The sequence below is a fragment of the Paenibacillus dendrobii genome (assembly GCF_009807035.1).
In the GTDB taxonomy this organism is placed as follows: domain Bacteria; phylum Bacillota; class Bacilli; order Paenibacillales; family Paenibacillaceae; genus Paenibacillus_AQ; species Paenibacillus_AQ dendrobii.
The window spans coordinates 591,367-615,131 of the sequence record NZ_WUBI01000003.1; the positions used below are offsets into that span (position 1 = coordinate 591,367).

The 23,765-nt window shown below is 51.9% G+C and carries 23 protein-coding genes; 4 read left to right on the top strand and 19 right to left on the bottom strand.

Annotated elements, in window-relative coordinates; genetic code table 11:
- Nucleotides 1-49: 49 nt before the first annotated feature.
- From GRF59_RS20695 to GRF59_RS20725, 7 genes are all read right to left on the bottom strand, one after another.
- Complete coding sequence (locus GRF59_RS20695) at nucleotides 50-1,702, bottom strand: extracellular solute-binding protein (RefSeq protein ID WP_237391937.1); 1,653 nt, start codon at nucleotides 1,700-1,702, stop codon at nucleotides 50-52.
- Between the two features lie 294 nt (nucleotides 1,703-1,996).
- Complete coding sequence (locus GRF59_RS20700; RefSeq protein ID WP_160499605.1) at nucleotides 1,997-2,866, bottom strand: carbohydrate ABC transporter permease; 870 nt, start codon at nucleotides 2,864-2,866, stop codon at nucleotides 1,997-1,999.
- A gap of 17 nt (nucleotides 2,867-2,883) precedes the next feature.
- On the bottom strand, nucleotides 2,884-3,759 hold the full coding sequence (locus GRF59_RS20705) for a carbohydrate ABC transporter permease (RefSeq protein ID WP_160499606.1): 876 nt from the start codon (nucleotides 3,757-3,759) through the stop codon (nucleotides 2,884-2,886).
- 38 nt (nucleotides 3,760-3,797) lie between these two features.
- A complete protein-coding gene (locus GRF59_RS20710) occupies nucleotides 3,798-5,132 on the bottom strand; it encodes an extracellular solute-binding protein (protein ID WP_160499607.1) in 1,335 nt (444 codons plus the stop codon).
- A 151-nt stretch (nucleotides 5,133-5,283) separates the two neighbouring features.
- Nucleotides 5,284-6,828: a response regulator transcription factor gene (locus GRF59_RS20715; protein ID WP_160499608.1), complete on the bottom strand. Its 1,545-nt coding sequence runs from the start codon at nucleotides 6,826-6,828 to the stop codon at nucleotides 5,284-5,286.
- Nucleotides 6,829-6,851: 23 nt separating this feature from the next.
- Nucleotides 6,852-8,651, bottom strand: a complete 1,800-nt coding sequence (locus GRF59_RS20720; protein ID WP_160499609.1) for a histidine kinase — start codon at nucleotides 8,649-8,651, stop codon at nucleotides 6,852-6,854.
- A 178-nt stretch (nucleotides 8,652-8,829) separates the two neighbouring features.
- The gene (locus tag GRF59_RS20725) at nucleotides 8,830-9,918 is read right to left on the bottom strand and encodes a threonine aldolase family protein (RefSeq protein ID WP_160499610.1); all 1,089 of its coding nucleotides are present in this window, start codon (nucleotides 9,916-9,918) and stop codon (nucleotides 8,830-8,832) included.
- 187 nt (nucleotides 9,919-10,105) lie between these two features.
- Here GRF59_RS20725 and GRF59_RS20730 point away from each other — a divergent pair, with 187 nt between their 5' ends.
- Both GRF59_RS20730 and GRF59_RS20735 read left to right on the top strand, forming a co-directional pair.
- On the top strand, nucleotides 10,106-10,408 hold the full coding sequence (locus GRF59_RS20730; RefSeq protein ID WP_160499611.1) for a hypothetical protein: 303 nt from the start codon (nucleotides 10,106-10,108) through the stop codon (nucleotides 10,406-10,408).
- Between the two features lie 60 nt (nucleotides 10,409-10,468).
- Nucleotides 10,469-10,759, top strand: coding sequence for a transporter (locus GRF59_RS20735; RefSeq protein ID WP_160499612.1), 291 nt, complete (start codon nucleotides 10,469-10,471; stop codon nucleotides 10,757-10,759).
- 134 nt (nucleotides 10,760-10,893) lie between these two features.
- On the opposite strand, the gene GRF59_RS20740 is transcribed toward GRF59_RS20735, so the two are convergent.
- Nucleotides 10,894-11,703, bottom strand: coding sequence for a hypothetical protein (locus GRF59_RS20740; RefSeq protein WP_160499613.1), 810 nt, complete (start codon nucleotides 11,701-11,703; stop codon nucleotides 10,894-10,896).
- A gap of 96 nt (nucleotides 11,704-11,799) precedes the next feature.
- Entirely contained in the window at nucleotides 11,800-11,961 is a 162-nt protein-coding gene (locus tag GRF59_RS20745) for a hypothetical protein (RefSeq protein ID WP_160499614.1), read from the bottom strand.
- A 192-nt stretch (nucleotides 11,962-12,153) separates the two neighbouring features.
- Between GRF59_RS20745 and GRF59_RS20750 the strand changes: the two genes are divergently transcribed.
- The gene (locus GRF59_RS20750; protein WP_160499615.1) at nucleotides 12,154-12,885 is read left to right on the top strand and encodes a response regulator transcription factor; all 732 of its coding nucleotides are present in this window, start codon (nucleotides 12,154-12,156) and stop codon (nucleotides 12,883-12,885) included.
- The gene (locus tag GRF59_RS20755; RefSeq protein ID WP_237391938.1) at nucleotides 12,824-14,236 is read left to right on the top strand and encodes a sensor histidine kinase; all 1,413 of its coding nucleotides are present in this window, start codon (nucleotides 12,824-12,826) and stop codon (nucleotides 14,234-14,236) included. The genes GRF59_RS20750 and GRF59_RS20755 overlap by 62 nt, the downstream gene beginning before the upstream one ends.
- Nucleotides 14,237-14,540: 304 nt before the next feature.
- Here GRF59_RS20755 and GRF59_RS20760 read toward each other — a convergent pair whose 3' ends face one another.
- From GRF59_RS20760 to GRF59_RS20805, 10 genes are all read right to left on the bottom strand, one after another.
- Nucleotides 14,541-15,449, bottom strand: coding sequence for a polysaccharide deacetylase family protein (locus GRF59_RS20760; RefSeq protein ID WP_160499616.1), 909 nt, complete (start codon nucleotides 15,447-15,449; stop codon nucleotides 14,541-14,543).
- The gene (locus GRF59_RS20765) at nucleotides 15,421-16,743 is read right to left on the bottom strand and encodes an MFS transporter (protein WP_160499617.1); all 1,323 of its coding nucleotides are present in this window, start codon (nucleotides 16,741-16,743) and stop codon (nucleotides 15,421-15,423) included. Before GRF59_RS20765 ends, GRF59_RS20760 begins: the two co-directional genes overlap by 29 nt.
- Nucleotides 16,744-17,015: 272 nt before the next feature.
- A complete protein-coding gene (locus tag GRF59_RS20770) occupies nucleotides 17,016-17,699 on the bottom strand; it encodes an LrgB family protein (RefSeq protein ID WP_160499618.1) in 684 nt (227 codons plus the stop codon).
- Nucleotides 17,683-18,060, bottom strand: a complete 378-nt coding sequence (locus tag GRF59_RS20775; protein WP_160499619.1) for a CidA/LrgA family protein — start codon at nucleotides 18,058-18,060, stop codon at nucleotides 17,683-17,685. The genes GRF59_RS20770 and GRF59_RS20775 overlap by 17 nt, the downstream gene beginning before the upstream one ends.
- Before the next feature lie 43 nt (nucleotides 18,061-18,103).
- A complete protein-coding gene (locus GRF59_RS20780) occupies nucleotides 18,104-19,066 on the bottom strand; it encodes an acetylxylan esterase (protein WP_160499749.1) in 963 nt (320 codons plus the stop codon).
- 165 nt (nucleotides 19,067-19,231) lie between these two features.
- On the bottom strand, nucleotides 19,232-20,227 hold the full coding sequence (locus GRF59_RS20785; RefSeq protein WP_160499620.1) for an ROK family protein: 996 nt from the start codon (nucleotides 20,225-20,227) through the stop codon (nucleotides 19,232-19,234).
- Nucleotides 20,228-20,237: 10 nt separating this feature from the next.
- Nucleotides 20,238-20,918 carry an N-acetylmannosamine-6-phosphate 2-epimerase gene (locus tag GRF59_RS20790; RefSeq protein ID WP_160499621.1) on the bottom strand — a complete coding sequence of 227 codons (681 nt, stop codon included), beginning with the start codon at nucleotides 20,916-20,918 and terminating at the stop codon, nucleotides 20,238-20,240.
- A 25-nt stretch (nucleotides 20,919-20,943) separates the two neighbouring features.
- On the bottom strand, nucleotides 20,944-21,906 hold the full coding sequence (locus tag GRF59_RS20795) for a dihydrodipicolinate synthase family protein (protein WP_237391939.1): 963 nt from the start codon (nucleotides 21,904-21,906) through the stop codon (nucleotides 20,944-20,946).
- Nucleotides 21,907-21,968: 62 nt separating this feature from the next.
- Nucleotides 21,969-22,850, bottom strand: a complete 882-nt coding sequence (locus GRF59_RS20800; protein WP_237391940.1) for a carbohydrate ABC transporter permease — start codon at nucleotides 22,848-22,850, stop codon at nucleotides 21,969-21,971.
- A 12-nt stretch (nucleotides 22,851-22,862) separates the two neighbouring features.
- A complete protein-coding gene (locus tag GRF59_RS20805) occupies nucleotides 22,863-23,759 on the bottom strand; it encodes a carbohydrate ABC transporter permease (protein WP_160499622.1) in 897 nt (298 codons plus the stop codon).
- Nucleotides 23,760-23,765 lie beyond the last annotated feature (6 nt).

A 23,765-nucleotide genomic window follows, 5' to 3' on the forward strand; every position in this document is an offset into this window, starting at 1 on the left:
AAGCCCATATTGATCCAGCTTCGTCGCTCGTGCGACATGACTTACTTCATTACTTGGTGCTCTTATACCATTCGTTGACTTCTTTCGTAATCTCGTCGCCGCCGGCCTTCGCCCAATCCGTCGCGAACTTATCAAAGGAGTCCAACGACTGCTCACCATACACAATCTTCAGGAACGTTTCCCGTTCCATTTTCTTCAATAGTTCATCCTTCTTCGACATTGTAGGCGTGGCAGGACCGGCGAAGGCGTTAAACATCGCCTGTTTGCCTTTGTCTCTGTACATAATGGAGAATGCATTAAGCTCTACCTCAGGTAAAGATGCAGCTTTGATCTCATCTGGCGTTTCCGGAGTTTTTCCGGCTAACAATTCATCATAAGGCTGCTTCGTCCCAGGTAATTTGTAAGGGAATGCCGTTAAATGCAAAGCGTATGGATCCGCCCCGGCCGTCACCTTATCGGAATTGTAAACCGGCTTCCCGTTTTCCATCGCATAATCGAAGCCTTCCTGTTGTCCATAGTAGAATTCAGAGTCCTTGTCATATGGCTTCATCGTTTTGTCCAGATATGCGAAGAATGCATCCATATGCTTGAAATCCTTCCGGAACATCAGCGCGTGGTTCGTTTTCTCGGCCGCCGTACTGCCAAATTGCCCATCCGGTCCTTTTGGAATCGGATATGCCTTAACGGCCATTGTTTTATCCTTCATCATGTCCGAAAGCGGCCATTCCGGAGAGTAGGCAGGACCTACATAGATACCGGACTTTCCTTGAATGAAGCTTTCGGCTGCTTTTTCGTTGTCGAGGGTTCCAAGCGATTTATCCAGATAACCCTTTTGGAACCAATCAGCTAATTTGCCCAGTGCCGTTTTTACCTCAGGCTGAATTGATCCATACTTCAGGGTGCCATCCTCCGCTTTAAACCAAAGCTCTGGCATTTGGTTATACGCGCCGAAGACGAAATCGGCGGTCGCCGCCCAGGTAGCGAGCTTATCTTTACCCGAAAGCGATATGCCGATGGTATCCTTTTTGCCATTGCCGTCCGGGTCCTTGTTAGTGAATGCATCCATGACCTGCTCCATCTCATCGATGGTTGTCGGCGCTTTAAGGCCCAGCTTGTCCAGCCAGTCCTGGCGGATAAACATAACAGCATTCGTTTCCGTATCCGACAAGACCGGAAGCCCGTACTTCTTCCCATCTTTCGCTACTCGAACCCATAATTCGGGGTCCTTGTTAAAGGCCTCTTTCAACCGTTCGGGTGCATACTTTTCAAACGCTTCAGTAATATCCATCACTTGTCCCGATTCAATAAAGGTATTGATTTGGTTATTGTGGACGTACATCACATCCGGCAGCTGTTCATTGCTGGCCAGCATAAGCCTTTGCTTGGTCTGATAAGCCTCTGTTCCGTCAACGTTCCATAAAAATTTAATGTTGATGCCCAGCGTATCCCTGGCCCAGCGAATGTGAAAGTTATCATTCAGCGAATCGCCTTCCATAAACTTATATTGCGGCCCAATAACAGGGGAAACCGTTGTAATCGTGATTGGCGGTTCAAACTTTCCGTTTACCAAATGGCTCTCCTGATTTCCTTCGGCACTCCCGTTTCCATCGGTTTTACCGGCTGAACTGCAAGCGGTTGCAATTGAGCACACCATGGTAAGAGCTAGGATACTATTCCATATCTTTAGCTTCTTTCTTCTCAAACCCGATTCCCCCTCAAGTTGTGATGTGGTTTTGTTCCTATTCTCAAGTATAGAGAGCTGGCTTTAGGCGAGAAATAGAAATATTCCGAGGTTGATGGTAATATTCCGACTTGTTGTACAACATCCATGGAATTATACCCATCACCGGTGGCACATGTTCCGGAAATCGGTCCTGGACTTCTACTATAAAATGACCAATCAGACAAAAAAAAGCCCGCCTATGGCGGGCAAGCGAATTGCGAGCGTGTCATGCATCACTTCATCAATCAAATGTTCACTTTTCATTCAAAGCAACTATCCCTTGATCGAGCCGGCCACCATCCCTTTCATAATCTGATCCTGCAGGATCAAGTAGATGATGATCGTCGGGATGACGGCAATCGCCATGGCTCCCATCGTCAGGCTGTAGTCCGTCCCAAATCCATCGGAGAACAAGGACAAGCTTAGCGGCAGCGTCTTCAGGGATTGCGAATTAATAAAAACCAGCGCGAAGGAAAAATCATTCCAAAATCTCAGAAAAGCAAGAATGGATATGGTCGCAACGATCGGCGTACAGAGCGGAAAAATGATCCGGCCGAAAATCCTCCACCATCCGCTGCCATCGATCATAGCGGCTTCTTCAATTTCGCGCGGAATGGACGCCATGAATCCAATAGCCAGAAAAATCGTGATCGGCAGCTCAAATGCCGTATAAGGCAGGATTAAAGCGCCGTAAGTATCCAGCAGGCCGATCTTCTTCATCATTAGAAACAAAGGAACCAGCGTACTGTGAATCGGAATCAGCAGACCGACAAGGAATAGTCCCATGACGAGCTTCTTCAGCTTGAATTCGAAACGGGACAGCACATATCCGGCCAGAATGCCAAGCAAAAGCGTCAATATCACGGCCGCTACGGTGACCAGCGTTGAATTCATCATCGCCCGTCCCATTTTGCCCAGCTCCCAGGCCCGGGATATATTCTCCTTCATCCAGACATGGGGCAGCGCGTAAGGATGCCTGAAAAAGTCCTCATTCGTCTTGAACGCGCTGATGAATAGCCAATACAAAGGATATAGCGTGAGCACCGCATAGGCGGTCAGAAGCAGCTTGCCGAACCCTGACAGGCCCTTCCATGCCCATCCGCGCCCTTCCTTCTTCCGTGATGCGGCGGTTGTAAGTTCCATCTCTCCCACTCCCTTCCCTATGCAGATCTACGCTTGGTCACAGCATAATTCACGGCGATAAGGAGCGCGCTGACAAGCATAATAACCGTGGAAACCGCCGAGCCGTATCCGTACCTATACACATGAAAGGTATTGTTGTACATATACGTGGCGAGCAGTTCCGTGGTATGAGCGGGCCCGCCGTTCGTCATGACGATAACATGATCGAAGGCCTTCAGACTGCCTGAAATGCATAAGACCAGCGTAACGATGACAGTGCTCCAGATGATGGGCAGCGTGACGTAAATGAGCTTTCTCCAGCCTCTGGCCCCGTCCACTTCGGCAGCGTCGCCGATTTCGGAGGGGATATTTTGCAGCGCGGCAATATAGATGACCATATACGGCCCAATATTGCTCCAGTTGATCGGAATGGTAATCGCCAGCATGTTGATGTGCGGCTCCGACAGCCAGGCCCGGGTCCACGACCCCAGTCCGATCTCCTTCAGGATAAAGTTGGCCAGACCGAACTGCGGGTGATAGATATATCCCCAGATCAGGCCAACGACGACCGTAGACAATACCATCGGCATAAATACCGCGGAGCGGATGAACTTGGAAAATAGCGAGTTGCGCAGCAGCACCAGCGCCAGCAGCAGCGCCACCGGTATTTGTCCGACAATCGCCGATGCGACGAGCAACAGATTATTTAGCAGCGCATTCCAGAATATCCGGTCATGAATGATTTCATTGTAATTGCCGAAGCCGATGAATTTAGCTGTTCCGAGTCCCTTCCATTCGAAGAACCCGTAATAGGCCGACCAGAAAATCGGAATAATCACGAATACCAGAAACAGAATCAGGGCGGGTAGCAGGGCAAGGGCGATAAACCCTTTGCTTTTGAGAGCGGTTGACATGGCGTTATCTCCCTCCTTCATGCTGAATCAAGCGGCCTCTAAGGAGTTATCGATCTAGCCTGCGCATCCTGAAGTTTCTTCGCGATGCTCTCCGGTGAAGCCCCGGTCATGATTTCCTGAAGACCGTTATTGATGACCTCGGCGGCATCTGCAGTCAGATACGCATCATATACCGGCGTGATGGCCGTTTTCTTCACCAGATTAAACGCCTTGTAATACAAGGAGCTGACCTTGCTCTGGTCGATATCCGTGTCGTACATGACCATAGAGTTGCTCTCGGCAATCGCCTTCTGTGCTTCAGGACCGCTGATCGCGTAAATAAGCTTCAGCGCGGCTTCTTTCGTAGCCCCTTCCGTCCGCTTGCTCAGAGCCATGCCTCCCCCGGCACCTCCGGAAATGGTCTTCGCTTCTCCTTTGCCCCCGGGGATCGAAGGCATCACCGTTACGTCAATATCCTTCAGTTGTTCCTCACTGGCTGAAGCCGCAAGGTTGGTAAGTGTCCAGGCGCCGCTGATCATCATAGCCGCATTGCCTTGGATGAAATATTGTTCTGCCTGTGTATTATCGATACTGTTGGCCCCATCCTGGAAGGCCTTGTTATCCACCAGCTGTTTGAAGTAGCCCAGGGCCTCGACGAACTGGGGATCGGTAAACTTGGCATCCTTCTGGGCTGCCGCATTTCTGAACCATTCGGTGCCCGTCACGTGATCCGCGAGCGTGCCCAGGATCGTTGATTGCGCCACCCAAGGCGCTTTATTGCCCAGCGCGATCGGAGTCAGCTTGTTCTCGTTAAATACTTTGACTGCGGTCATCAGCTCATCCCAGGTTTCGGGAACTTTTACGTTATATTTTTGAAACAAAGCGGTGTTGTAGTACAAAATCGAGGTAGCCGACATGCCGATCGGCGCAGTGTAAATCTGGTTATCTTCAAATTCGTACGGATCGAAGGCTCCAGGCAAGAATTTCTCCTTCCAGTCCTTGTGTTGCTCCGCGATTTCTGTAACCGGTTGCAACAATCCGGCTTTGTACATCTCGGCGGAGTGGCTGCCTGCGTAAACGAAGAAAATATTCGGCAGTTCATTGCCTGCTGCCACCGTGCTCAAACGTTGGCGGTAGCCGTCCGGCGGAATCGCCTGCGCATCCAGCTCAATGTCCGGATTATCCTTCGCGAACTGTTCAATGATGCCTCTGACGGTTTTGGCACGCAGATCGTCGCCGGCAAAGTTATGCCAAATGCTGAGCTTTACCTTTTCCCCCGAGCTCTTGCCTCCGGATTGATCAGCGGTTTGGCTGTCGCTGCCGCTGTCTCCGCATGCTGCCAGAATGAAGGTCATAAGCAGCAGTAAAAGACCTATTTTCCGTACTGGTTTCATCAATCGATCCTCCTTGGATTATGCGGAAGCAGCCCGGGACTTGTTGACTTGGCCCGTCCGGCGGCTTCCGGATATGTCGAATAACCTCAGTATAAGAGAGGATGCCTCCCCGGCCATAGGGGACAGAATTCAGCCGGTATGGGGAATATTTTCAGCTGTTTCCGCGGTACTCCGACGGAGTCTTGCCTGTAAACTTCTTGAATAAACGGTTAAAGTACTTGATATCCTCATATCCGATCCGCTTGGCCACCTCGCTGATCTTGGCAGGCGTCTCGCTTAGGAGAACCATCGCTTGGCGGAGCTTGGCCTGGGTGACGAATTCAATATAGTTCTGACCGGTCTCCCGTTTAAATACCTCGCTGAAATAGTTGGGATTCATATGTACATGCCTCGCCACCTGGGCAAGGGAAAGGCTCTGTTCCAGATGCTCATGGATGTAGGTGACGGCGCGCTCTACGGGAGTCGTTTCGGAAACCAGTCTTCTGTACTCCTCCATCATGTGCCTAAACCGGCGGAAAAGCTCCTGCTGCGTCTCATCTGCAAGCCTCACCCGTCCCGCTTCCTCCCTCTCCTGCAGCTGACGGTTATACCCGATCGAAGCGGCTGCCCGTTCCAACCAGCGTTGACCGGCGAGAATAAGGGAATGCAAATACGCTGAGGCTGTGGTTGGCGTGGCTTGTCCGTCTATTCGGAGCTGATCTGTAACACTCGTTACCCAATTCCGCAAAGCTGTCTCATCCCCTGACTTCAACAAGGCTGTAAGCGCCGCTTCCTCCTCATGGGTACACATCCCCCGGCAACCCTTGCGCGTCTGAATATCTTCGAACCGTACGATATGCTGTCCGCCCAGCAGCCACTCATAGGACTTGGCGGTTATCGCTGTATCCAGCGCCTCCCTTAGAAACATCGCGTCGCTGACCGGCTTCCCGCAAGCAGCAAACAGCCTGCAATCCAGCTTTTGACCGGCCTTTCGCAGGAGCTGTTCAACGGGATTCCATCCCACAGAGCCATCCTTGGCATGCATGAGCAGCAGCAGCGACTCATTCCATGGCAGCCACTCGCATGTCATCTCCTCCATAAACAAGGACCCAAGCGATCTATACAGCGTCTCACGGTTCTGCCCTGCCTCCGGAGCTCTACTTGAAGCAGTAATCAGCCATATCTGCAGATAACTGCCTCCTTCAGGCCGAAGCTGGGGATACCGTGTCCACAGTTCCTGCAACGCCTCTTCAGCCGGTACGGAAACTGCGGACAGCAAACTGCTCAGAAAGCTGCGATTCAGCAGCTGATCCTTCTCCCTGCCTAGCTCATCCGACTTCCGCCGCATCTCCAGCCGCCCTTTTGCCCGTAAGGCAGCTTGTATGATTTCGTCAGGACGGCTTGTTTTCAGCAGATATTCGCTGACCCCTTCCCGAATAGCCTGCTGGGCATATGCAAACTCATCATAACCGGAAATAACGATCCACTCGGTATCCGGGCAATCTGCTTTGACCTCGCGAATCAGATCCAATCCGCTTTTGCCTGTCATACGGATATCCGTAAAGATAATTTCCGGACGCTCTGACGGAATCCGCAGCAGGGCTTCCTCCGCCGAAGAGGCTGGTTCCAAAATTGTAAATCCGCCTTGCTCCCAGTCAATGACCGTGCTGAGACCGGTACGGATAATCACTTCATCATCTACGATCAGAACTTTCATGCTCTTCTCCCCCTTCTCTCCGCTTAAGCCGTTTCCCCCTCGGCCCTTATTGGCAAAAGAACGGCGTCCTCAAGGTATGGAATGTTGAACGTAATTCTTGTCCCCTTACCCTCGGCGCTCTCAATATGCAGTCCGGCATCACGTCCGTAGTGCAGCAATAGGCGGCTGTGGACGTTGCGAAGCCCGTACCCGCCCTTGCCGGCAGGTCCCGAATTTTCTTCCGGCGCACTGCTCAACTGGCTTCGCAGCCATTCCAGGCGTCCGGCGGGGATGCCCAGTCCGTTATCCTCTACGGCAAAATGCATCCCTTGTTCGTCGCAGCCAATTTCAACCGTGATTTCTCCCGGACCCTCCCGGCTTAAAATGCCATGCAGCATGGCATTCTCGACAAGCGGCTGCAGCAGCAATTTCAGCATATGCTGTTCCTGCGCCTCGGCATCCACCCGAACCTGAATGCTGAATTTGTCCGGATAGCGGATAGACTGAATGCTGACATAATTTTTGACATGCATCATCTCTTGACCGACAGGACAGTACTCCTGACCGTTATTCAGGCTGAACCTTAGAAAGTCGCTCAGCGAGCCGACCATCTCCGCAATTTTGGAATCCCGATTCATGAGCGCCAGCCAGTGGATGGATGAAAGCGTATTGTACAGAAAATGGGGATTGATCTGGAGCTGCAGCGCTTGCATGTCCGCCTCTTTCTTCAGCGACTCATTGCGCTTCACCTCATCCGTCAGCTTTACGATCCGGGTACTCAGACGGTTATAGCTGACGATCAGCTGTCCCACCTCGTCGATCGATTTTACGGGAATCGCGGGAAGCGGTTCTTCCGGGCTTGAATCTTTCAGAAAGCGAGTCAGTGCCGATAATGGATTGGTGATTTTCTGGATCAGGAAGACAACGAAAATAATAACAAACAGCATGGCCACGCTGACCGCGACGGCAGTCAAAATCAGAAAGTAATGGTTCTGCGAGCGGTATTCCTGCGTAGGGATGATGCCCACCAGCTTCCAGTTCACGCTGGACATCGTATTGTAGAGTACCGTTTTTTTGTCGGCTCCCGACCCATAATCCAGATATCCGCTTCGTCCCTTGAAAGCTCCGATCTCGGGATAGTAGACGGATAGCGGCATATTGGTTTCCATTGTATCCGGTCCTGCTATGATGTGGTCCTTCTCATCCAGGAGCAGAACGAACCCTCCCTTTTCCAGAGCTGCCTGCCGAATCTGCCGGGCAATGACACCCTGATCCAGGTTAATCTGCACCTTGCCGATGAGCTTGAATTTGTCCGTGCTACGAATGGGTCTGGCCAGGGTAATGACCTTGCGCGCGCCTTCAAAGGTCCACTGCCGGTGCACGTTCGACCACCATTTGGGGTTTTGCTCGTAATAGTCGGGAATCGTGGTGGTAATGTCGATAAAGTCGGAACCCACGATGGACTTGTGGGAGATCGGCGGCTTGCTGCCGAGCGGTTCAATAATAATGTTCGCGATATAATCCTTGGAAAATGCCAAATTCGTGAGGAAATTGATAATCGTGGTCTGCTGAAGCAGGTCGCCCTCCGGCGATTTCAAGTAATTCTGCACGCCGTTATGACCGATCAGAAACAAAGACATGTTTTCCACGTCCTTGACCATGGTTTCGAGGTATACCTCCACCTGGCGGAGCGTATTCATCCCGGAACTCTTGGCCTTTTCCTCGGTCAAACCTTCTGCCGTCTTATACGAAAACAAACCGAGAAACAGGAGCGGAACCAGCGTTGTCATGATAATCAGCAGCGAAAGCTTGTGCTTCAGCGATCTTCCCAGCCATTTTTTCACACATACACCCGCCTTAAAGCGTTTTAATTTTGATGAGAGAATCATGAATATCCGGTTTTTCTTGCTATAATACTTAACATTTTCCGACTTGTAAACGTTGTCAAAGGAAGTGATGCCGATAGAATGCCAAAAAGCCTTGGCAAAATTGCCAAGGCTAAACGATATTGCGCAGATTATTCTACTGCTCCCTCATCTTCTCGTTCAGCAGACGGAAGGCTTCCTGGAGTTTGTCCTTCGGCACGTTCGGGTAGCGGTCGCCGATGCTGATCTCAAAAGAACTGATACCATCCCCGGCATCGCGCAGCCATGCGGTTAATCCGACCCCCGAAGCCTCCAAAACCGAGGTGAGAATCGAAGCCATTTTCTCCTCCGGAAGCTCGAAGTAAACATGGAACATATTCGATACCGGCACCTCGGGCTTGGTGAGTACACCTTCGCATGCATTGTACAAAGCCGCGAGCTCCTTGGCTCCCTCATAATACTGGGACATTTTGCCGATCCGCTGCTCGAAGTAGTAATCCGAGCTGATGATATAAGGATACAGGCTGATCAGATCGCCGCCATGGCGTCTTTTCCATACCTTCGACTGCTCCGTAAAGCCCTTGTCGCCCGCCAGAATCGCCCCGGCGATCCCGCCGATTCCCTTGTACAAGGATACATAGACGCTGTCGAACAGCGCGCAGATTTCTGCAGCTGATTTTCCGTAATAAGGTATGATCTCGAATAATCTCGCTCCGTCGAGATGCAACTTAATGCCTTTTTCACGGCAATAGGCAGAAATGGCCTCCACTTCTTCGAAAGCAGGCAGTTGGCCGCCGATCTCACGCTGCGGCAGCTCCAGAAGCAGGCAGGATATCTCCTCGTCCAGCTGCTGCACATCCGCCAGCGTGATCAGCCGGTCTTGGGTTGCGAGCAAAATAGGCTCAATGTGATGAAGCTCTTTCAAGCCGTCCTGCTCGTGAATTTCCAAATGACAAAGCGGATGATAGGCGACGCGCTTCAATCCCTTCTCGTCACACCAGATCCGGAGCGCAATCTGCTGCGCCATCGTGCCGCTTGGGAAGAACACCGCCGATTCCTTGCCCAACACCGATGCCATCTTATTTTGAAAATCCTCAATGACCTTGCCATTGCCGTACATATCACTTCCCAGGCTTCCTTGTACCTGATCGAAGGCTTCCTTCAACACCTGAACATCGCGCGGACCGTTGCCACCCAGCGGGTAAGCTGTCTGTTCATAGGCTTCGATTAATGTTTTGCCGCTCATGACTGTTTGTCCCCCTTTGGTTAAACTCTACTCCTCTAGCATACTAAATCCGCATCGGGTTGAGAAATCTTATTTATGCCAGCTGTATGCCTGTACGCTAATCTGCTGCATCTTTTCCTCCAGACACCTCCATCTAGGCATCCGCATACGATATTCCATGCGATAACCCCAAATGGAGGTCTTAAATATGAGTCTGCAGTATCCTGGCTATCAGCAGCAAACCTTATATCAAGCTGATCCGAATATGCACCATACCCTCAAATCGGTCCGTGACAAATTCAGCCACCTCTGCCAAAAACACGTCAACCAGCTTGTCCGAATTGAAACGCTCGACGGCGATGTCTTTGAAGGCATGATCGTCAACTGCAATAACGGCATCCTGTACATTCAAATGCCGATGGCACAGCATAGCGGACAGCGCAGCTTCAGCGGTGCCATACTGCCTCTCGTTCTGTATGAACTGCTCGTCATTACCTTACTGGCAACCTGATGGCTTGACCCCAAACTAACCATTCGAAATCCCTATCTTAACGAAGGAGTGTTACGAACCATGGCCTTTATGCCCCCTTTTGGTCCGCAAGGACAGCAGCAGGCGCCCACCGCCCCGCCGCCGCAGTACACCCCGCAGCAGCCTGCCGCTTCAGCGTTCGCCGTCGATCCCGGCGCGATTTCCGGCTGCTTGTTTCGCAATACCTATGTTTGGTTGTCCGGCGGCCGCGGCTTCTGGTTCTATCCGATTTTTGTCGGACGGACCTCCGTTGCCGGCTTCCGCTGGAACGGCTTCTTCTGGATGTATACCGGCATCGATTTGAGACAAATCCAGTCGTTCACCTGCTTCTAGCCAGCGTCTCGCGAAATATGTACGCAAAAGCCCCTGCTTCGGCTGTTCAAACAGCGGCAGGGGCTTTTGGCGATCTCCTTGATCATCTTTCGTTACGGCACATGGTTTTCTCTCTAGTTTAAAAGGCGGAAAACTTACTTCGCAGCGGCTTCCTTCTCGGCGATTTGCTGTTTGTACTGCTGGAGCAGCTCAGCCAGTGCTTTCTTGATGGCGTCTGCATTATTGGATTCCTCGGCTTCGGTTAAAGCTGTCCAAGCCTTTCCGAAAGCTGACTCGGCTCCCTTGGCCTCAATCGTTGAGAAAGAGACGGTGAGCGAAGCCATTTCCGCTTTATCTTTCGAATCCGTCAAGCTGGCTGCGGGGACCGCCAGCTCAAATTGACCTGTTTTTTCTCCAGAGATATCATCCTTAAGGGTAGCCGTACTGGGAGAAATTTTTACAGACGCGATTGTCTTTGCTTCGCTTATAGGGACAGCAATCTCATATTGACCTGTTTTTTCTCCAGAGATATCTTTGATCTTTTCCACGCTAAAGATGGGTTTATCGGAAGGAACAGGCTGTGCCACTGTCATAGGAACGGACAGCTCGGATTTGTCCATTTTTACACCGGAAGCATCCTTCAGGCTTACTGCTTTACTGACAATAACATTCTGCATCGTTTCCGATGCGAAGGTTTTTTTGAATTGTTCCAGTGTCTTTTGCCAATCCGCCACCGTTTCCGGGGCATATTTTTTGGCAAGAGCCAGCGGATCGGAAATCTTCGTGATTGTGATGTCCTGCATGTTGTTGCCATCCTTTGCGGAGATGGCGATCGCAGCTTGTGTCTTTGCAGCAGGCGTCTCGGATTGATGGCTGCTATCCGCATTCGTCACGGCCGGAGCCGCAACTGCAGAAAACATCAATGCGGACAAAGCCGTCCTTTTAAGTATGTTTTGTACGTTCATGGGTAACACTCCTTCGTTTTGGTTTTGCAAGTCCCAGTGTACAAGGCGGATGTGGCATAACAAGGGCCGATTTGTGGAAAAACGGTGGCGCAAATCCTATTCGACAAGCCGTTTGACAATCGCGTCATATGTCAGGACCGCCGCCTCCGAACAGGCAAAGAAGGCACACCAGCACAGCAGCATCAGCCCCGTCATCCGAAATATTCTTTTGAGGGCAACATGCGGCTTATTACCGGTATGCCTGGTTCGCTTGGCCATTTCCGTCTACTCCTTTATATCAGCTAGACCATCATCTGCCGGTATTCCCCGGCTATCCGGGCTTGCATGTCCAAGTATATGGATCAGATGTGGCACGCTATTGGTGGATTTGTGGAAAAACGATGGCATTCCCCCTCAGCTGCCTTCCCATTGATATACTGATAAAAGAAATTCCGCTTGGAGGATATAGTAATGAACAACAATTATCTCATTGCCGTCGTGGACGATGATTTGAATATACGCAATCTGGTCGAAGCCTTTTTGCAAAAAGAAAACTACCGCACCGTTGGACTTGGCAGCGCAGAAGAAGCCTGGGAGCTGTGGAAGAACAGTCCGCCCGACATGTGGGTGCTGGATATTATGCTGCCCGGCATGGACGGATACGAATTTTGCCGGCGGATCCGCAGCGAGGCGGAAGTACCGATTATCATGATTTCCGCCAGAGACAATGAGGTTGATAAAATTCTTGGACTTGAGCTCGGAAGCGATGATTATCTGGTGAAGCCGTTTAGTCCGCGCGAGCTTGTAGCCCGCATCAAAAGACAGCTGCAGCGCTGGTATAAAATGAACAGTTCGGAAGGACATGCCCCTGCATCGCCTGAGTCGATTGATATCGGCCATCTGCAGCTGCTACCGGAGGAACGCCGGGTGTTTTGGCAGGGTGAAGAAGTGGACCTCACCAGCAAGGAGTTCACGATGCTGCAGGTTTTTGCTGAGAATCCGAACCGTGCATTTACGAGAGACGAGCTGCTTAGCTATGTATGGGGAGATGATTATTTCGGAAGCGACCGTGCAGTAGACCACTTGATTAAGCGGATGCGCAAGAAAATCGGACACCTGCCGATTGAGGCGGTATGGGGACATGGCTACCGAATGCGAAATGATGGAGGTGACCGGCACGATGAAACTCGTTCATCAAATTAATTTGGCCTTTGGTATTGCGCTGGTACTGGTGCTTTCCGTGACAGGCATCGTCATTCACTATGTGCTGCTCGATCACCTGATCGGCGCGCAGAAAGACGACTTGAAGGCCATGAGTGTAGAAATGACCGCTTCACTGCAGCATGTAGAAGCAACTGAGTACAATACCATCGCCAAAGATTACTCCATAGCGATGCCGTTAGCCTCGTCGACTGCCAATGTGAGTGCCATTCTGACCGACAAAACGGGCAGCATTCTCACGGTATCGCCATCGCCAGCTTATTCCATTGAGGAAGCCCAGCCGGTGGCCATGACCAAAATAGCTAAAATAGATTCTTCCAGCATGCAGAGCATCCGTGACGGGTTCGACAAAAGCTATATTACTGTGGACAAGTTGACCCCTCAGGGGAAACTAACGCTCTATACTCCCTTGAGCAAAATTCAAACCATCGAAAAGGCCCTGCTGAAACGGCTGCTAATAATTTTCAGCACAGCGGGAGTGGTCATGCTTATCCTCAGCCTGTTTATTACAAAAAAGTTCATTGAGCCACTAATCAGGCTGCGGGATGAGCTGAACAAGGTGAAGGAACGCCGTTTTGCTGACGTCAGTTTCGTAAAGGCCGGAGGTGAAATCGGCTCGGTGGCCAAATCGGTGTATGACATGGCAGGTGAACTAAACCGCTTCAATCATGTGCAAAAGCAGTTTTTCCAAAATGCATCCCATGAGCTAAAAACGCCCCTGATGTCCATCGCGGGTTATGCGGAAGGCATCCGCGACGGTGTGTTTGAAGGGGAGAGCGTCCACAAGGGCCTCGATGTCATCATGAGCGAAAGCGCACGCCTCAAGAAACTCGTCACCGAAATGACGCTGCTCGCCAAGCTGGACAGTGAAGAGGATGTTTTTACTAGCGAAGAGGTCTGCCTGCAAGATCTGTTAACGGAAACGGTGGAACGCATGAACCCTCTCCTCGTCAAAAAAGGCATTCAGCTTCATACGGTGTACGATGATGTGCAGCCCGTAACGCTTCACGCTGACCCTGATAAGCTGCTGCAAGCACTGTTGAACGTCGTTTCCAATGCGGTACGTTATGCCAAGCATCATATTTATGTCCATGTCGATATCCAGAATGAGCATGTCGTGATTCGCGTCAGCGATGACGGTCCGGGCATACCGGAAGATCTGCTGCCGTATCTGTTCCACCGCTTTGTCAAAGGAAAAGACGGCGAATCCGGACTTGGACTTGCCATCTCCCGCGCCATCGTCGAGCGCTGCGGCGGCCTGATCCATGCCGGCAACGGACGGGATGGTGGAGCCGTCATCTCGTTGAATTTTCCTGCGATGCTACATGCGTAACACCGCGATCACGGAGAAAGTAATGACTGCATTTCATCGATTCCAACTCGGCACAAGCCACTTATGGAAATTTTTAGATAAATGACACAATGTTACCCCCTCTATTCTCTTACCTATGAAAACATGCAAGTACATCCTCAATACAATTGTGATCCGATGTAGAAAAATCACAACAAAAAAACGAGCCATACCAATTGTTGGCTCGTTTTATTTCCGGGCTTGAATAACCATTCAAAACTTCATCTCAATCTTGACAAGACGATTTAAGCTGCTGCCATTTGCCGTGTCCACTAAACGTCTTAACCTATCGCAGCTGCCCTGCAAGCTTCAGTGCCGAGCGCAGCCGCGGACGCTTCAAGTGCTCTTGTACATACCGGTAATCGGTCATCTCAACGCCAGCATCTCGGAGCGCATAGCTGAAGTCATCGTCAAAGGGCAGACGATACTCCCATACGCGCTTCGTGTAATTCGGTATATTCTCCTGCATCCAGGCATCCGGCACACCGGGATGAATATACGTTTCACAGACGCCGTCCGGCAGATGGTACAACTTCGCGATCATCGACTGCTTGAAGCTCTCATAGGTCTCCCCATCCTCGATCCCAAAAGGATGCGACAGCAGATAATCGGGAATGGCCACACCGAGCGCATCGGCCAGGGAAACCACGCGGGCGACTGGACGTTCGATGCCTTGCAGCGATCCGAGCAGTGGATCTTCCTTGTAGATATGCCGGAAAAAGCGCATCGGCAGTTTCCAGCGTGACACCTTCCAAAGCGTCTGCGGCAGCAGACTGCGTCCGGTTTCCATGCCGTACAGGCTCCCCATATGGTTATCGACATGACTGATCACGATGCCCGCCTTCCGTGCCCGCTCATACTGGGCATCGATTTCCTTGACCGCAGCCTTCGTCTCCGCCCCTTGTTCAAATTCCTTCACGGTGCGGTATTGATAACCGCTGTCGTCATGCAGTGACGGGTCGCCCGTCAGGCTGCGCCAGCGCAGCGCTTCGAATTCGCTGGTCATCGTCAGGTGCAGACCCACGTTCGGCTGCTTACGGCGGGCTGTCCATGCGGCCGCCTCTTCGAAGCCGGGCGCTACCGCCATAATCGTGGCCGAGGACACCTTCCCCTCCTCCAGAAGAGCCGTAATAGCCTGGTTCAGGGCAGGGCTTTGGCCGAAATCGTCACAATTGATGATGAGTTTCTTCCCCATGCGTCAGATCTCCTCTCCGGTGCGTGGTAAATTCAAAACGGGTGAGCAGCGAAATCACGATAGATACCAGAAGAAGACAGAACGGCACAATACTGATCAGCACTCGGAATGTCATCTCTGGATTCGGCCCCGGCTTGTCGCCGCTTTCATAGCCGAAGATCAGGCCGACAATCAGAAAGGCGAGCGCCGAGATGAGGCCACTCGAACGGGTAATGAATCCGGCGACGGCCGTATAAATCCCCTCTCTGCGAAGCCCCGTTTTTTCTGCATCTTCGTCAATAATCCTGCCGCTGACCATCGCAGGCGTGACCAGGAAGCCGGCAAGTCCGAAGCCGACGGCAATCCCCGCAGCGACTCCGCTGATCAGGTTGAAGCCGAACCACAGCGGAAGCACGGATACGGCATAAACGGCCAGCGATAGCCGCCAGACTTTAACCCCGTCCATCCGGCGGCAGATCCAGTACCATACAAAGACCAACGGAATGACGGATACAAATACAGCTGCCATCAGGATGGTGACCTGCGCTTCGCCGATCTTCAGCACATACTTCGCATAAAATGGAATTATGGAGCTCACGAGCCCATTTACCGTCTGAGCAAAAGAATTCGAAATATTAAACAGCCAGAATTTCTTGTTCTTTAGCGTTTCACGGAACGCGGCGCCAAGCTTTAAAGGCTCCCCGACACTGTGTTCTTTGTGTTCGCGAACCATCAGCATACATACCAGCATGCTGATGCCAAATACGAAGGCGTAAATAATGGACATGTTGGAGAAATTCAGCGCCTTGAAAATAATCGGCGTCAGCGCCGAACCGATCAGCAGCGCCACCACCTGATAGCTCTGCTGAATGGCCGATGCCTTGGCGCGGAGGCGGTCCCCTTGGTACAATTCCGGAAACAGCGCTCCATAATTGACCCACAATACCGTGGATACCGCTTCAAATAATATTAATGCCGTCAGGAACCATGCAAACAGTCCGTTTTGCGATAACCCGCCGGGAGGAGAGAACACCATGACGAAGGTCAGCATGAACAGCGGCATGGCGCCGAAGATCCAAGGCCTGCGCCTTCCGAGCCGAGTGTTGGTTCGATCGGACCAGTGGCCGAACAGTGGATTGTTCACCGCATCCCAGATGAGGAAAATCGTCCGGGCCAGCGTCGCGAGCCCGATGCCAAGGCCAAGCTTTTCCACGTAAAAGAAGCTGTAGAACGTGCTGAAGGCCTGGCTCGGAACCATCATGGCAAACATACCGAGTGCAAAGGTGTATGGCGAATTGACCCATTTGCGCTGCATACGCATCCCTCCCATAGCAAGAAAATCATTTGTTTCTATAGTATTCAACGCTTGGGTTATTTTACCTCTACGGGAAGACACATGATATAAAAACTTATATCTATCCTTCCATATGCGCGTCCATCCATCGAAACATGCAGATTCTATGTAAAAAGAACAACTAAATGAATCCCTATCCGCTAAACGTCCGATCACTATAAAAACTCTTTTCTGCAGCAAAATAAAGAGGAAGGATCATAGCGATCCTCCCCCTTTGAACTATGATACATCCTTTAAAGCCCCAGCAAATGCAAGGGTAGCGCCAGCATGGACACCCATATGCCGGTCAGGCCCATGCTGAAGCCGCTGACGGCACCCATCCATTCCGAATCCTTAAGTACTCGCGCCGTACCAATGCCATGCGAGGTCGTGCCGATGGCAACGCCGATCGCGGTCTCATCCGTAACACCGCAGAGCCGTAACAATGGCGGGCCAATGATACTCCCCGCAAGCCCGGTTAACACGGTAAGCACCGCCGTAAGTTCCGGATAGCCGCCATAGAGCCGTGATACCTCCATCGAGATCGGCGTCGTCGCCGACTTGGGCATGAGTGTCCAGGCCATGTCACGGGTACCGCCCATCCATAACACAATCAGACCTGCGCTGAGCAGACCGCAGCATGCTCCCACTGTAATGCCGCCCAGGATGGGCCGCCAGCTGCGGCGAATCTGTTCGGCATTCTTGTAAATGGGCACACCGAGCGCAATCGTCGCCGGTCCGAGCAGAAAGCTCAGCCAGGAGCCGCCCTTCTGATAATCCTCAACCGGAATTCTAAGAATAACGAGCATCAGCATGATGACCGCGCTCGTCATCAGCAGCGGCTGAACCCAAGACATGCGGGACTGCAGCCACAAAAACAACGCGTATACAATAACGGTCACGGCGATGCCGAACAAGGGATCAGCTGCGATGGACATGCGCATTCTCCTTCTGTTGCCGGTTATTTCGGGCCTGTATACGGCTCTGCACCAGCCATCCGGTCACGAGCAGCGGCAGCAGCAGACTAATAACTCCACTGCCGGTAATCACGAACCAGTGCTCGCGGAGATACGGAAAGAAGGCAAGGCTGCCAACAATGACCGGCACGAAAAAAAGACTCATGTATTTGAGCAGGAATGACGCCGTTTCCTCCACTTTATGAAGTGGCACCCACTTCAAAAACAAAGCCGCAATAAACAAAAGCAAGCCGATCACATTGGCAGGGAGCGGCAGGCCCGTCAGACGCTGAATAAGCCACCCGACCAGTTGAAAAAAGGCGAGTATGGCAAATCCAATCATCCTGATCCCTCCTTGTGAACGGCTTGATGTCTTGTATTAGTAATTATAGGTCTTTTAAGAATTGAATGATTTTATCATGAAGCCCCGGCAGGCCTTCATGGCCGAAATCAGGGAAAATCTCCAGCTGCACCGGAGCGGTCATTTTGTTGATGGCCGCAAACTGCGTGGACGGCGGGCACACGGTATCCATCAGTCCGACACCGACCAGCACATCGGCACGTATGCGAGGAGCCAGGTTTTGAATATCGATATAACCCAGCTTCGTGAAAATTTCATCCTCGCGCTTATGCTGCGGATCGAAATAGCGGAAATACGTGCTGAGCTCCTCGTAAGCGTTCTTGAACAGGTCCATTTCCCAGGTTCTGCGGTAATCGCTTAGAAACGGATAAACAGGAGCCGCCTTCTTGATCCGCGGTTCCAAGGCCGCGCAAGCAATCGTCAATGCACCGCCCTGCGACCAACCTGTGGCACCTACGCGGTCTGCATCGACTTCCGGCAGATTCATGACAATGGCGGCGAGCTGCGCGGTATCCAGGAATACATCCCTGAACAGCAAGCGATGGGGATCCTCATTCTCCAGGCCCCGAATAATATGGCCGTGATTCGTGTTTCCGATCACGCCGCCCGTATCTTCAGACAAGCCCCCTTGTCCGCGAACGTCCAGGGTAGCCATGGAGAATCCGAGCGCCGGATAGACCATCTTATCCATCCAGTCGCCGCTGTTGCCGCGGTACCCATGAAATTGCAGCACGGCAGGATGCGGCTCTGTCGCTTCTTTAGGGCGAATATATTTCGCATGCACTCTGGCACCGCTTACACCAGTGAAATACAGATGGAAGCATTCCGCAAAAGGAAGCTGGAATTCGGCTGGAACCAGCTCGACCTGAGGATCTACGGCACGCATTTCTTCGAGCGCCTTTTCCCAGTAATCATCAAAATCATGAGGTCTTGGATTGATTCCTTGGTACGTTTTCAGCTTCGATAAGGGCATATCAATTAGTGGCATCGTCATCACCTTTTTCTTCTGATTTAACAGCTTTAAGTTGATTTTGACAATATCAATTTTATATTTTTTTATCATTTATCGTCTCGCCCATTATATCACGCCTCTGCATCGTTCCAGAAGAATTTTTCTTCCATTACTGAATTTATAATGACGAAAATCTTCAATTCACCCCTCGCCGGGTGTTAACGGTGTCCGCAGCGGATATTCCCACAACTGCAGGCCCGCACCGATCATGCCGCTGTAATTGCCGCGATAGGCAGACACGATTCTCAGATTTTCGGTAAAAGAAGGCATCGCCCGCTTCAGCGTTTCCGCCCGGACCCGCTCCAAAAAAACCTCTCCGCTCTCCGCCACTCCTCCGCCGAGGACGATCATCTCGGGATTGAACATATGAATGAGCGAAGCCAGGCCAGAGCCGAGCGCACGGAAGGTCTCGTTCATGATTGTACTGGCTATAACGTCGCCCGCTTGCCAAAGCGCGATCACCTCACGGGCATCCACGGCGGCTGTATCCCGGCCCACGGACTCAAGCTTGCGCCGCATGCGGGCACCGATTCCCGTACCGGAAGCATACTGTTCCAAACAACCCATGCCCCCGCAGACGCAAGGCAGCCCGTCAAAGTCCACCGACATGTGGCCGACTTCTCCAGCTCCCCCCCAGCTGCCGCGGACAATCTGCCCGTCCGCCATAATGCCTCCGCCGACGCCCGTACCGAGGGCAAGACATACGAAATTGCGCAAACCTTGGGCAGAGCCGAGCCTCTTCTCCGTGAGCGTCAGCACATTCACGTCATTGTCCACAAATACGGGCATCTGGAAACGCTCCTCCAGAATCCGCCGAAGAGGCGTGCCCGTATAACCCGGAATCAGGTCCGTGGAAAAATGCACGGATCCTTCCCCCCAATTGATCTGACCCGCACTCGCAACGCCGATGCCGCGGATGCGAATCAGATCGGGTCCGTCTTCATTTTGAAACAGCTTCTGTAATGTCTCTATGATCCGGTCCGGAATGCTTCCATGACCCGGCAGCGTAGGCAGGGAGCATGCGCTAAGCACATGCCCCTTCTCATCCACGATGCCTGCATTAATTTTGGTGCCGCCAAGATCAATCCCGACGGCATAAGTCGAATCCGGAGCGTAAACAAATCTTGTCGTCCCCATTTGGCCCCGCCTATCCCAGTACGGCAGACATCGCCTGTACATAGTGTTCGGTGATCAGCTGCGGTCTGGTGATCGCGCTGCCGACAACCACGTATTCCGCGCCGACGGCCAGTGCCAATGCCGCATCCGCCGGTGTGGAAATTTTGCCTTCGGCAATCAGGACCGCCTTCGTCAGCGACTTGGCGAGCTGCGACATCAAACGGATATCCGGTCCAGCGATTTGGGTGCTATAGGATGTATATCCAGACAGCGTTGTTCCAACATAGTCCACACCTAGCTTTTCAGCTGCCATTCCTTCTTCGAAAGTCGATACATCCGCCATCACAGCCGCCCCGGCTGCATGTGCGGCGTCAATCAACTTCTTGACCGTTTCCAGACGGTTCTCGCGGTCCGTCACATCCAGCGCAACGATATCTGCCCCCGCTTCAATGATCTGGTTCACTTCTGTCAAAGTGGGCGTAATAAAAATATCCGAGCCCGTCATGACACGCTTGATGATGCCGATCACCGGCAGCTCCACCGCCTGCTTGATGCCCCAAATATCCAGAACGCCGTTCGCACGGATACCGATGGCGCCGGATTGCTGCGCAGCCTGAGCCATCTTGATCATCGTATCTCCACCATGCAGCGGCTCATTCTCCAGTGCCTGACAGGATACGATCAAGCCCCGGTTTTTGAATATGCGATTCATATGTCAGCTCCTCTCTTTTCGAAAATCAGGCTTTGACGGATGCCAAGGCCGCTTCCGTGTATTCATGAATTTGCTTGTGCAGCAGGACAATGCGCCCGTGGTCTGCATCGGACACCGGAAGCAGCGGCAGCCTTGGCTCCCCGCACTCTACGCCTTGAAGCCTCAGAACGGCCTTGCATGCCCCGTACAGCGAGGGAAAGCTAAGCAGGCCTTTAATAATTTCATTGATGTTGAACTGCCACTTACGCGCCTCATCCATGAGGCCTTCACGGTAGCAGCTTTCTACCTTCAGGAACAGCTCCGGCATAACGCCATAGGTTCCTCCGATTCCGCCGTCAGCGCCGATGCTCCGGCCTGCCAGATATTGTTCATCAGGACCGTTCAGCACCAGAAAGTCCGGTCCGCCGATGGCCTTGAACTGCTGCAGTTCATACGTGCTCTCCGAGGAAATTTTCACGCCGATGACTTTATCCTGCGCAGCCATTTTCGCCAGCAAGTCCGCCTGGAGTTGAAACCCCGTTGTTTGCGGAATGTGATAGATAATAAACGGCAGCGACGTGCTGTCGATCATCTCCTGCCAGTGCCGCTCAACGCTTGCGGGTGACAAGCGGTAATAGATGGCGGGAACTGCGGAAATCGCGTCGGCGCCAGCCGACTCCGCATGCTTCGCCAGTCCCACACTCTCACGCGTGGATGCCGAACCGACATGAGCGATAATCGTCAGTTCGCTTCCAACCTCCTCCATTACGGCCTCCAGGACGACCTTCCGTTCCGCAGCCGTTTGCAGCATGCCTTCCCCGCTGCTTCCGCCGACATAGAGCCCTTTGACTCCCTTATCCGCGTAGTGCCGGGCAAGTTTTTTGACCCTTAACGCATCTACGTTGCCCTCTTCGTCATAGCAGGCATATAATGCCACGATAATTCCCTTGAATTTTTCGAGATCGAACATATTCATCATCTCTTCCTTCCCGCGCATTGATCTATTCATGAATGATTGCACCATCCTGATTATTGAAAGTCCGCATCACATACCGCAGGATGGACGAGCCATTAACCTTTTACCGCACCCATGGTAATACCTTGCGTGAACGCTTTTTGGAATGTAAGGAAAATCGCGATCATCGGAACCGATGCCAACGCCGCGCCTGCCATCATCACGCCATAGTTGGTGGTGTACTCCCCTTGCAGGGTGGCAATTCCCATCGGCAGCGTCATCATTGAAGTGGAGCGTGTCATGATCAGCTGGCTGAAATAGTCGTTCCATGATCCGATAAAGGTGAAGATCGCAAGCGCGCCGAGGGCTGGCGTCAACAGCGGCAGAATAATCGTGGAGAACATGCGCACCTCTGAGCAGCCATCGATTTTGGATGCCTCGATGACCTCCGCCGGAATCGTTTGGGAAAACTGTTTCATCAGGAACACGCCGAACGGCCAGCCGATTGCCGGCAAAATCAGACCACGGTACGTGTTGACCCAGCCAAAGTCGGCCAGCATCGTAAACAGCGGCACGAGAATGACCTGCTTGGGCAACGCCATTGCGGCGACAAACATCGTGAAGATGATTTTTCGGCCGGGAAAGGATTTTTTGGCCAGCACATAACCCGCGAGCGCAGCCACCAGACAAACCGCAGCCATTTCGCAGAAAGAAATGAAAAAGCTGTTGAACGTCCAGCGCCATACCGCATTTTTGAAGAGGTCGGACCAGTTCTGTAACGTAGGATGCACAGGGAACCACTCTGGCGGAATGGCCGTCGCCGTCGTTTGCTTTTTAAATGCGCCTGTAATGATCCAGTAAAAAGGAAAGATGAAAAACAGCGTAGACAACGTCAAAATCACATTGGATATCCACTTGCCGAAATTCAATGGTTTCTTGCCGGCCAAATCGGATGGATTGATTCCCGTCTTCATACCGGCCTGTATTGATGAACTCATCGCATGCCCCTCCTAGTACTCCACATCGCTGCCAAAATATTTGAATTGGATGGTGGAAATAATGCCAATGATCACGGCCAGTATAATGCCCATGGCGGAAGCCATGCCGAAGTTGCCCAGCTTGAATGCCTGCTCATACACGCCGTACATGACGGTGGAGGTGCTGTAATACGGGCCCCCGGAGGTCAACAGCTGGATAATTGCAAAGCATTGGAACGTGTTGATGGTCGTAATCACGATAATATAGAGATTGGTCGGCATCAGCATCGGCCAAATGATTTTCCGAAATATTTGCCAGGACGAGGCCCGGTCGATTTGTGCCGCTTCGATATATGAGGTTGGAATATTGCCCAGTGAAGCGACATAGAGAATAATCGGCTGCCCGACGGAGGTGGTGATCAGCACGGCTATGATGGATAGCAGCGCCGTTTTCTCATTCCCCAGCCAGGAGATCGGTTCAGCTCCGAACAGACCGGTCAAATAATTGAGCACGCCGTAGTTCGGGTGATAAATCCAGCCCCATACCACCGTGATGCTTACCACGGAAGACACGGCCGGAAGATAAAATACGCCTCTGAAGAAGGAACGCGCGAACTCTCTTTTACGGTAAATGCTCATGGCTACAAAAATGGAGAACACAATGACGATCGGAACTGTGATCAGTACCAGCAGCGACGTATTCCACAGCGATTTGATAAATGTTTCATTGTGGAACAGGTCAACATAATTGCTCAAGCCTACATATTCAAACTTGCGCAGACTGTAGTTGAAAAAACTGATGTATATCCCTCTCAGCATCGGATATGCAACAAACACGAGGAAGAATCCGAATGCCGGGAGCAAAAACAGGTAACTCATGAACCAGTCACGCAAAATGTTAGGATTTATTTTACGTACCCTTGTTTCCATGGCTCT